The 10,495-nt window shown below is 65.8% G+C and carries 9 protein-coding genes; 2 read left to right on the top strand and 7 right to left on the bottom strand.

Going from position 1 to position 10,495, the window contains the following annotated elements; genetic code table 11:
- Positions 1 to 74 precede the first annotated feature (74 nt).
- Entirely contained in the window at positions 75 to 998 is a 924-nt protein-coding gene (locus KBY81_RS01180) for a cation diffusion facilitator family transporter (protein ID WP_254975291.1), read from the bottom strand.
- Between the two features lie 251 nt (positions 999 to 1,249).
- On the opposite strand from KBY81_RS01180, the gene KBY81_RS01175 reads away from it, so the two are divergent.
- Complete coding sequence (locus KBY81_RS01175; protein ID WP_254975290.1) at positions 1,250 to 2,170, top strand: alpha/beta fold hydrolase; 921 nt, start codon at positions 1,250 to 1,252, stop codon at positions 2,168 to 2,170.
- A 263-nt stretch (positions 2,171 to 2,433) separates the two neighbouring features.
- Here KBY81_RS01175 and KBY81_RS01170 read toward each other — a convergent pair whose 3' ends face one another.
- Together KBY81_RS01170 and KBY81_RS01165 are read right to left on the bottom strand one after the other, a co-directional pair.
- The gene (locus tag KBY81_RS01170) at positions 2,434 to 3,744 is read right to left on the bottom strand and encodes an Nramp family divalent metal transporter (protein ID WP_254975289.1); all 1,311 of its coding nucleotides are present in this window, start codon (positions 3,742 to 3,744) and stop codon (positions 2,434 to 2,436) included.
- An 89-nt stretch (positions 3,745 to 3,833) separates the two neighbouring features.
- On the bottom strand, positions 3,834 to 4,787 hold the full coding sequence (locus KBY81_RS01165; RefSeq protein ID WP_261356991.1) for a vitamin K epoxide reductase family protein: 954 nt from the start codon (positions 4,785 to 4,787) through the stop codon (positions 3,834 to 3,836).
- 91 nt (positions 4,788 to 4,878) lie between these two features.
- On the opposite strand from KBY81_RS01165, the gene cadR reads away from it, so the two are divergent.
- A complete protein-coding gene (gene cadR / locus KBY81_RS01160) occupies positions 4,879 to 5,295 on the top strand; it encodes a Cd(II)/Pb(II)-responsive transcriptional regulator (RefSeq protein ID WP_254975285.1) in 417 nt (138 codons plus the stop codon).
- Between the two features lie 350 nt (positions 5,296 to 5,645).
- Here cadR and KBY81_RS01155 read toward each other — a convergent pair whose 3' ends face one another.
- The 4 genes from KBY81_RS01155 to KBY81_RS01140 form a co-directional block, all read right to left on the bottom strand.
- Entirely contained in the window at positions 5,646 to 7,748 is a 2,103-nt protein-coding gene (locus KBY81_RS01155; protein ID WP_254975284.1) for a cation-translocating P-type ATPase, read from the bottom strand.
- 197 nt (positions 7,749 to 7,945) lie between these two features.
- Complete coding sequence (locus KBY81_RS01150; protein WP_254975282.1) at positions 7,946 to 8,356, bottom strand: hypothetical protein; 411 nt, start codon at positions 8,354 to 8,356, stop codon at positions 7,946 to 7,948.
- A gap of 73 nt (positions 8,357 to 8,429) precedes the next feature.
- Positions 8,430 to 9,914, bottom strand: coding sequence for a multicopper oxidase family protein (locus KBY81_RS01145; protein WP_254975280.1), 1,485 nt, complete (start codon positions 9,912 to 9,914; stop codon positions 8,430 to 8,432).
- A gap of 10 nt (positions 9,915 to 9,924) precedes the next feature.
- On the bottom strand, positions 9,925 to 10,239 hold the full coding sequence (locus KBY81_RS01140) for a DUF411 domain-containing protein (RefSeq protein ID WP_254975278.1): 315 nt from the start codon (positions 10,237 to 10,239) through the stop codon (positions 9,925 to 9,927).
- Between the last annotated feature and the right edge of the window lie 256 nt (positions 10,240 to 10,495).

Below are 10,495 nucleotides of genomic sequence, written 5' to 3'. Positions count from 1 at the left end.
CAGCCCCGGGTGCCCTGCAGCTTGCGGGCGATCGCGAAGGTGGCATGGACCCGAAGGGTGCATCTTCCACTGGTTCAGCAGTCGCCGGCTGTCTCCAGTTGCAGGGTGCTCTTCCGGATGCCCATCTCTGCCAGACGGCGGCGCGCCTGCTCAAGGAACTCGCCGGCGTCTGTGAACGTTGCCGCTCGACACAGAATGTGAGCGGTCAGCGCGGTCCGTGAGGTGCTCACCCCCCACACGTGTAACTCCTCCACCTCAACCACACCCGGGAGGTCAAGCAGGGCCTGGCGGATCCGATCAACATCGATGTGCCGTGGAGCGGCATCCAGATTGACGGCGATGGCCTCGGCCAGCAGGCCCTTGGCGCTCCAGATCACGGCCGCCCCCACACCAATGGCGGTGACTGCATCGAGCCAGAGCCAGCCGGTAACACCCACCAGCACGGCACTGACCAGCACCGCCACCGACACGGCGGCATCGGTGAGCAGATGCAGCACAGCGGCCCGCTGGTTGAGGTCGTGGTGGTGGTCCTGCCCGAACAGGCGAGCTGAGATGAGGTTGACCGCGATGCCGGCGGCGGCAGCCCAGGCGACCGGGCCAGCTACGAGGGGCACAGGATGCACCAGCCGTTGAATGGCTTCCACCACCACCACAACACCGGCAGAGAAAAGAAGAAGTCCATTCACCAGGGAAGCCATATGGGAACTGCGCCCGTAGCCATAGGTGAAGCGGCCGGAGGCGGGCCTTTGGCTGAGACGCTCAGCCCCCCAGCCAAGGAAGAGGCCCACCACGTCCCCCAGGTTGTGGAGGGCATCGCCGATCAGCGCCACTGAGCCAAAGCCAAAGCCGATCACCAACTGCAGGGCGGTGAGGCCACTGTTGAGCACGATGCTCCAGCGAAATGCCCCGGGGGCACTGCTGCGGTGACCATGATCGTCGTGGTGATCGTGAACGTGCACATGGTCGTGCCCGCTTTGGTTGCGGTGTCGATTACTCACGTTTATTCCTCTTGCTGGGCCGCCAGGTAGGCGGCGATCATGTCCTCCATCCCTTGCTGGGTGCGGCCATGGGGCCTCAGGCCCTTGGCGGCCCAGACCCGGTCCAGTTCCATCCGCAGAGCTTCTGGAATCCAGCAGGAGAGCATCACCTTCCCTGTCCGGCTGGAGGAGCAGCGACCTCGCTCTGGGGTCATCGCCTTAGTGTGTGAATGTGCACAATAGCCTTGATGAAGATAGCTTCCTCCTTGCCCATGGCCCAGGCTCCCCTTGGTCCCACCGAGGCTTCGGCGGAGGCGTCTCACGATCGGGATCTGACCTACGTCTGGTCCCATGAAGGCCAGACCATCCGCGTCGCCTACGGGATCTCAGGCGGCGATGGCCCTGCTTGGTTGCTACTACCCGCGCTGAGCACCATCTCCAGCCGCCAGGAGTGGCAGCCGTTCATCGAGGCGATCTGTGGCCGCTCTGGCGATGCCGACTCGTTACCCCGCCTGATCAGCGTGGACTGGCCGGGCTTCGGGGGGAGCGAGCGGCGGCGCCTTGCCTACGACGCTGATTTGCTGGCTGCCTTCCTTGTGGACTTCCGCCGCGACTGTTGCCCGGTGGATTGTGGTCTGCTGGCCGCTGGCCATGGAGCCGGCATCGCCCTACTGGCTGCCACACGCGGTCTGCAGACAAAGGAATGGGTCGTGGTTGCCCCCACTTGGCGCGGGCCGTTCCCCACCATGGCGGGGCGGCGGAGTCGGGCCTTCAACGCCATCCGTTTCCTGGTGGAAATACCCCTGATCGGTTCGCTGCTCTACCGCCTAAACACTTCTGCAGGAGTGCTGGGCTGGATGAGCCGGCGTCATGTGGATGTGGCCGGTCCGGGCCTGACGCAAGCTGGGTTGGAGGCACGGCAACGGATTGCCCGCCAGCCCGGTGCGCGCTTTGCCAGTGCTGCCTTCGTGACCGGGGGACTGGATCCGTTCGGTCGCCCCGATGGCTGGCTGATTGCGGCCTCCGCCCTGCAGCAACCCCTCACCGTGGTGATCGCTGATCAAACGCCACCGAAATCCCTGGCGGCGATGACAGCCCTGTCAGCGGTAGCCAGCCGGGTCCTCCATCTCCCCGGCCGGTTGGGATCCCATGAGGAATTTGGCCCAGACCTCGCCAAACTGCTCGAGTATTGAGCCATCGGACTTGGCTTGGATCTTCTGTCCCCTTTCAGGACTGATCAAGCGATGGAGCAGCTGATCGCTCAGCAACGCCAAGGCCAGCTGGCAGCCATCACTACCGCCGTCCTCTTCGGCTGCAGCGCCCCCCTAATCAGCACCCTCGCAGGGGAGGGTTCAGCCCTGAGCATCGCGGCGCTCCTGTACGCGGAAGCCACCCTCGGGCTTCTTGCTGTCCGCCGGCTGCGGCATGGGCCCTCGCAGAGGCTGCAGTCAACAGTTCAGCCGCCCCGCAGCACCGTGGTGAGCAACGAAAGGTTGATCATCACAATCACACTGGCGCACAGCCAGCCTGCTGCCTGAAGCCAGAGCGGCGCTCTGAGCTCGCCCATCAGACCGCGCCGCCCGCAGAACCACACCAGCGGGATCACCGCGAAGGGCAACTGCAGCGACAGCACCACCTGGCTCAGCACCAGCAGATTCGTGGTGGCCCGTTCCCCGAACAGGATCACCGTGGCCATCGCCGGGATCAGGGCCAGGCCTCGGGTGAGCAGCCGCCTTTTCCAGTCCGGCAGCCGGATCTGCAGGAACCCCTCCATGACGATCTGGCCGGCCATGGTGGCGGTGAGCGTCGAACTCTGGCCCGCCGCCAGCAGGGCCACGCCGAACAACACGCTCGCCAGCGAGGTGCCCAACATCGGCGTCAGCAACCGGTAGGCCTCGCTCAGGTCCGTCACCGGCTGCGGCAGTCGTCCGTAGAAGCTGCCGGCGGCCAGCACCAGGATCGAGACATTGATCAGAAAGGCCAGGCTGAGGGCGATCAGGGTGTCCAAGGTGCTGAAGGCCAGCGCCCTGCGCTGCGTCCCGCGGCCGCCGGCCCAGAGGCGGGTCTGCACCAGTGAGGAATGCAGATAGAGGTTGTGGGGCATCACCGTGGCCCCGAGAATGCCGGCGGCCAGAAACAACTGCTGGCCGTCCCTGAGGCTGGCGGCCTGGGGAAGAAAGCCCAGGCCCACCTGGCTCCAATTGGGCTGCAGCAAGAACATCTCCACCGCAAAGCAGCCGCCCACAAGGGCCACAAGGGCAATCACCAGGGCCTCCAGTCGGCGGATCCCGAAGCGCTGCAGCGCCAGCAGCAACAGGGTGTCGGCGGCCGTGAGGCCCACCCCCCAGGGCAAGGGAAGACCGAAAAGCAGCTGCAGGGCAATGGCGCTGCCCACCAGCTCGGCCAGGTCGCAGGCAATGATCGCCACCTCGGCCAGCAGCCACAGCGGAATCCGGCAGAACCGCGGCAGGAGCTGGCTGCAGGCCTGGGCCAGATCCAGCCGCGTCGCGATGCCCAGCCGGCAGCAGAGCGATTGGAGCACCATCGCCATCAGGCTGGAGAGCCCGATCACCCACAGCAGGCGATAGCCGAACTGGGAACCGGCCGCCAGATCGGTGGCCCAGTTGCCCGGATCCATGTAGCCGACGGCCACCAGGTACCCGGGTCCGAGCACCCGTAGGAACGTGCGCAGCGTGCCCAGGCCGGCAGGCACCTCCACGGCCTGCGTGTCGATGCGGGCGGCGGTGCCGAGCGGTGCATCAGGCATGAAGCGATGCCAGCGGAGCTGGAGGTTAGGGCGAGGGTGGCGTTGGTCCCTTATCGGGGAGTGGCTGGCCTGGCAGGGTGATTGCCTGCTCAGAAGTCGCGAGGACCCGTGTAGCCACTGAGATCGGCGAGGGTGTTCAGCGGCTTGACGCCCGAATCCATAACGCCCTTGATCTGCCAGCTGGGATAGCCCTGAACCCCCTGCTGCTTGCACAGCTGCGCCTGGGTGTTGGCACCGTCTTCGGCACATTCGATCACCTGGAGCTTGGCGGCAGCCTCCTTGCCGAAGGCCTCCTTCTGGTCATGGCAGTGGGGGCACCAGTACGCCGTGAACACCCGGGCACCGACGCTGCTCAGATGCTCCGCCAGGGCAATCTTGGCCGGCGAACTGGCGCTGACCACAGCTGGGGCCGCGCGCCCGCTTGCAGCGACAGGCTGGTCCGCCGAGGCCGCCCAGCCCAGCCCCATCAGACCGACAAGGAGGGCTGTCATCACTCCGCGAAAGATCAGCTGGCCGAGGTCGATCCAGCGACCTCCAACAAGGCTCAACAGGAACAGCGCCAGGCTGAGGGCGGCTGACACCACACAGAAGGTGCAGAAGGCCTTGATCTCGAAGACCAGGAGCCCCATGAGTACCAGGCTGAAGACGGCCATGCCGCAGCTGACGAGGAACAGAGACCACCAGTTGCCCTCCGAGGCAGGGGCCCGCCGACCCCCTCGCAGCAACGGCATCAGGGCCAGTAGGAGCACCGTGCCGTAGGCCAGGAATCCAAACAGAGATAGTGGCTGGCCCAGCAGCGTGCCCCAGGCGCTGCCGAGCACCTTGTCGCAGCCATCGCTACCGCCCGGACAGGACAGGCTGCCGATCCAACCCCAACGCTTGGCGGTGATCGAGCCGGTATCGATCATGCCGATCGTGGCGAGCACGGCCATGGTGAGGCGCACCCAGGGCCGGCCTGGCTCTTGGGCGGCCCGACGACTGGACAGGAGCTTGGATGGTGTAGCGCTGCTCACAGACTGAGAGAAGGGTGGAGATGCGGTCATTGAAAAGCCTGAAGTGGCTTCAGGGTCAAGGGCCTAGCGTTGCGCCAGGGAGGCTTGTCCGCCCGACTTGCCAACCCAAGGGGATGAATCCATGCAGATCGGCGAGTTGGCACGGTCCACCGGGGTCAAGATCGAAACCATCCGCTATTACGAACGCGAGCACTTGCTGCCGCTGCCACAGCGCACGGAAGGCAACTATCGCCTCTATTCGCCGCGGCATGTGGAGCAGTTGCGCTTCATCCGCTACTGCCGCAGCCTTGACATGAGCCTGGAGGAGGTGCGCCTCCTCATCGAGGCGCGGGACGCCCCAGCCGGAAGCTGTCTGACGGTGAATGCCCTGCTGGACGAGAAGATCGCCGAGGTCGATGCCCGCGTCAATGAGCTGCACAAACTACAGGATCAGCTGCGGCAGCTCAGAGGGCTCTGCCGGCAACCAGATCAGGGGGAGATCTGCGGTATTCTCGCCGAGCTTAATCGCTGCACCGAAAGCAGAAAGCCAGTCGTCTGAAAACCCGCAGTGGTTGATCAGAAGACTGGCGGAACTCAAAAACCTGGCGATGTCAATTCATGACGGGCTTGGATTCTTTACAACAAGCACATCCCCCATTGGCAGGCATGCCTCCCCCCATTTGATGTGGGACAGCTGCGAGAACTGCATTAGAATGCTGATTCCGCTCAGTAGTGGTCGATCTGGTGTGTTCGTTCGCGTGGCCAGGAGCGGCCATGGAGCCAAAGGCAATCCCAGCCAAAAGGAATATTGCCAGAGGAGTGATTTTCATCACACAGTCATTGAAGGACAACATCACCATACACCCTCCACTCGAGGGGAGAGTCAAGCCTGGGGAGATCCAGAGCTGCTTACCCGCGAAGGTTAAAGAGATTGGGTGTGCGGAGCAGCCGCAGGCCATTGGCGATCACGATCAGGCTGGTGCCCATGTCCGCGAAGACCGCCATCCACATCGTGGCATTTCCGGCCACGGTGAGCACAAGGAAAAGGGCCTTGATTCCCAGCGCCAGCGCGATGTTCTGGCGCAGGATTCGGAAGGTGCGTCGGGAGAGGGCGATCGTTTCCGGTACGCGCATCAGATCGTCGTTCATGATCACCACATCGGCCGCTTCGATGGCGATGTGGGTGCCCGCGGCCCCCATCGCGAAACCGATGTCCGCCTGGGCCAGGGCCGGGGCATCGTTGATGCCATCGCCGGCCATGGCCGCGAATCCATAGCGGGCCTGCAGATCGGCCACCGCCTCGAGCTTCTCCTGCGGCAGCAGGTTGCTCTTCACCTGCTCGATGCCGGCCACGGCCGCGATCGCACCGGCGGTGGCTGCGTTGTCGCCGGTGAGCATCACCGGGGTGACGCCCAGGGCCCGCAGGGCTTCCATGGCCGCCGCCGAGCTGGGCCGAACGGTGTCGGCGACGGCGATCAGGGCGAGCACGCCGCTGTCATCCGCGAGCAGGCTGAGGGAGCGGCCCTGGCGCTCATGGACCTGCATCGATGCTTCCAGTTCACTGGAGCAAAGCCCAATCTCCTCGATCCAGCGGTGGTTGGCCAGCATCAACGGCCGCCCCGCGATCACGCCGCGCACCCCCCTTCCGGGGAGGGCCTCGAAGGCCTCCACGGCCAGCCGCTCGCCATCAAGGCCTGACGCCACCGCCCGCGACACCGGATGGTCGGAGCGCTCCGCCAGGCTGCTGGCCCACTGTTTGAGAGTTCCAGCGTCTGCCCCTTCTTGCCGTGGGGAGAGGGCCACCAGCTGGGGCTGGCCCAGGGTGATCGTGCCGGTCTTGTCGAGGGCCAGCACCTTGATCTTGCGGGCCTCCTCGATGTACAGGCCGCCTTTGATGATGATGCCGCGGCGGGCGGCGGTGGCCAGGCCGCTCACCACCGTGACCGGTGTGGCGATCACCAGCGCACAGGGACAGGCGATCACCAACAGCACCAGGGCCTTGTAGATCGCCTGCATGGGGGTGAATCCCAGCAAGGGCGGCGCCAGCAGGGCAACGGCCAGGGCCACCACAAACACCGCCGGGGTGTAGCGGGCCGCGAAGCGATCCACGAAGCGCTGGATCGGGGCACGGGAGGCCTGGGCTTCCTCCACGGCCTGGATGATGCGCGCCAGGGTGCTGAGCGAGGCGGGCGCCGTCACCTGGATCTCCAGGGCGCCGCCCTGGTTGATCGTGCCCGCAAACACTTCATCACCAGGGCCTCTGTCAACCGGCAGGCTTTCGCCGGTGATTGGCGCCTGGTTGATCGCACTCTCGCCGCTGAGCACCGTGCCATCGAGCGGCAGGCGCTCACCCGGGCGGACGCGCACCACATCGCCGATGGCCACGGCACTGGCGGCCACGCGCTGCCAGCGGCCATCGCTCTGGCGGATCTCCGCCTCATCGGGGGCCAGGGCCATCAGGCTGGTGATCGCCTGGCGGGCCCGCTCCACGGCCCGCGCTTCGATCGCCTCGGCCACGGCATAGAGCGCCATCACCATGGCGGCTTCCGGGAAGCGGCCGATCAGGAAGGCGCCCGTGACCGCCACGCTCATCAGCGCATTGATGTTGAGCCGGCCCTGGCGCAGGGCGGCCAGGCCCTTGCGAAACACGGAGAAGCCCGCCAGGGCGATCGCGGCGATGGCGATCCCGATCTCCACCAGCTCATGGCCCGGGTAGGCGGGAACGACCAGATGCAGCAGCTCCGCCGTGAGCGCCAGTGCCAGGGAGCCCGCCAGGCGGAGCCGTTCAAGGCGCCGTTCGGCGCGGGTCTGGGCGGCAGAAGGCCGGTGATCGGAGCTGATCGGCTCCGGGTTGAATCCCAGCCGGCGGATTGCGGCAAGGGCGGAGTTGAGCGCGGCCGTTTCGGCATCGATCGCCAGAACGCGCTCGGCCAGCAGGAACCTCAGGCCGCGGATGCCGTCGACACCTGCGAGGGCATGGCGGATCTCGGTTTCTTCGGTGGCGCAATCCATGGCGCTGATCCGAAACCGCGCTTCTCTGGCGCTTGCCAGCTCCGGCTGCGGCTCCATGGTGGCTCCAGCGTTCTGCCCGCTGGTTCCGCTGTTGCAGCAATGTTCCGCCATGGTCAGGTCATCCAGGCCCCATCAAACAGCCTGTAGTCACTCCAGGGTCAAGGGTGGGTAGGGGCTGTGTGTGCACAGGCTGTTGATCAACGCAGCTGGGGACACTCCTGATCCTGCATCTGCTGCATCAGCCCATCGGCTTGCCGGGCCAGCTTGGCTCCAGCGGCCGTGTAGAACCTGAATTGTTGGGTGTTAACGTAGAGAACCCGCTGGCTGCGCAGCAGCTGTTCTTCCGTCTTTTGGCGGCAGTCGAGCAGGGCCTGGTAGTTGATGGTCTGCTCGTTGCGGTCGTTGGCATTGGCCCCATCGGCCTGCTGGCTGAGGACCGGGCAGATCCGTTCTTGGGTGGTTCGAACCAGGGCGATTTCGGCCTTCATGGCCTGCTCGGCCAGGGCATGGCGTTGCTCCAGCAGGTTCCGGCACGCCTCCGCTTCAGCCGCCATCACTGGAGCTGTAAGCCAGCAGCAGGCCAGCGAGAGGGTCAGGACGTGGCGCATTCACGGATCAATTCGAGTCCTGTGTCTTTGGCGGCTATGGGCGTGATCATCATGGGCAGCGTCAGACCATCCACTACTCGATCTGCAGCACCCCCATCAGCCCCAGATCCTCGTGGTCGAGGTTGTGACAGTGATAGACGGTGCGCCCCGGGAAATCCCTGAATGTGACGCGGATCCGCACCTCTTCGCCCGCTTTCACCAGCACCGTGTCTTTCCAGCGTCGCTGAGATTCAGGACGACCCGTGCGGCTGATCACCTGGAAGGGATTGACGTGCAAGTGGAAGGGGTGATCCATCACGTCGTCGTTGACGATCAGCCAGTCTTCCGTGCTCCCGAGGGCAACCCGAGTGTCGATGCGATCGGGATCGAAGGCCTGGCCATTGATCTGAAATCCCATGCCCATGCCGCCCATGGCCATGCCGCCACCGCCCATGGCGCCCATGTCGTGCTTCATCCCACCCATACCCGTTCCCATGGCATGGGCCATGACGAAACGGCGGGTGCGCTCCGGCTTCGGCAGGGCCGGCACAGGGATCAGGGCCTTCGGCAGAGGTAGTGGTGGCACCGTTCCGGCGTAGCTGAGGGTAGCCAGGGTCCGGGGAGCGTCCTCAGCTGCGGCCATCCCCATGTGGCCACTGCGCTGGTAGGGCAGGTTGAGCAGCCTGTAGCTGCCTGGGGTCTGGTTGCCTTGCACCAGCACATCGGCCCGCTCGCCGGGGGCCAGAAGCAGCTCATCGAGAGGCTCTGGGGTGGCGATCGCGCCGCCATCGGTGGCGATCAGAACCAGTGAGTGGCCCTCGAGGGCCACGCGGTACATCCGTGCATTGGAGGCATTGAGCAGGCGCAGCCGCAGCAGGCCGCCGCTGGGAATTGCCAGGCCTGGGTTGATCGCCCCGTTGACCGTCAGCAGGGGGCCTTCCCGGCCGAGCATGCGCCCCACGCCCATGGCGGCTTCCTGACCGGAGGCGCTGGCGAAATCCTTTAGCACCAGCACGGTTTCTTTGGCGGCCGCCACTTCCGGAATCCTGTCCAGATCGCCGCGTACCACCAGGGCGCTGCTGAGGCCGCCGAACACCTGATCGGCCGAGAGTCCGTGCTGGTGGGGGTGGACGTAGAACAGGCCGGCCGGGTGGTCTTTGGCGAGCGTGAACTCATAGTCGAAGGAGCCACCGGGCGGCACGCTCAAGAAGACGTTGTCGGCCGTGCCGGTGGGGGGGATGTGGAGCCCGTGGAAGTGGAGATTGGTGGGTTGCTTGAGTTCATTGCGCAGTCGCAGCCGCACCCGATCGCCGGCGTTCACCTCCAGCAGCGGACCGGGGGAGCGGCCGTTGTAGGTGACTAGCTCGGCGGGGCCACCGGGAACCATTCCAGGCGTGGCGCGGGCCACCAGCTCCAAATCAGCGAGGCCGCCACGGGAGGCCAACCGCGCCGCACCGGCCGGCTGGGCCCGGGCGGCGGAGCGCTGCACCCGGTCCCAGAGAACAGGACCGACCACGGCTGTGCCGAGGCCGGCGAGCCCCAGGCCCAGCACCTGACGGCGCCGAAGCGGAGTGGTCATGGTTGGTTCCTTATTTGGCGTGCTGGGAGAAGCTGCTGATGGCTCCGGTCCGCGTGAAGGCCATCACCGTGAACGCCTCTTTGCCGTAGGCCGATTCCATGCCTGGGGAGCCCAGGGGCATCCCCGGAAGGGCGAGGCCCGCCAGGGGCGGCCGTTTCTGCAGCAGCCGTTTCACATCAGCAGCAGGGACGTGACCCTCAAGGGCAAAACCGGCCACTTCGGCGGTGTGGCACGAGGCCAGGCGGGCGGGGACCCCCAGGCGTCGCTTGATCACGGCGACATCGGCCACCACGACATCGCGCACAGCGAAGCCATTGGCGCGCATGTGCTGTACCCAGCCTTTGCAGCACCCGCAGCTGGCGGATCGATAGGAGGTGACCGGCGTCAGGGCTGGAGCACTGGCGCGTGCCGCGAGCGAGCCGCCCCCTGAGACAACGGCAGCAACAGCGCCGACCCCCAGTAGCAGGCCCAGGAACCGCGAATGACCGCGGAAAGATGTCGGGTTCATGGCCTCTGATGCGGGGATGACTCCACCGTAGAACCTCCACTTAGGTGGAGAGTCAAGCCTGGGATGACCGGCT

Origin of the sequence: Cyanobium sp. Lug-B (assembly GCF_024345635.1) — a bacterium.
In the GTDB taxonomy this organism is placed as follows: domain Bacteria; phylum Cyanobacteriota; class Cyanobacteriia; order PCC-6307; family Cyanobiaceae; genus Cyanobium; species Cyanobium minutissimum.
This window is presented reverse-complemented; position numbering and strand designations above follow the sequence as displayed.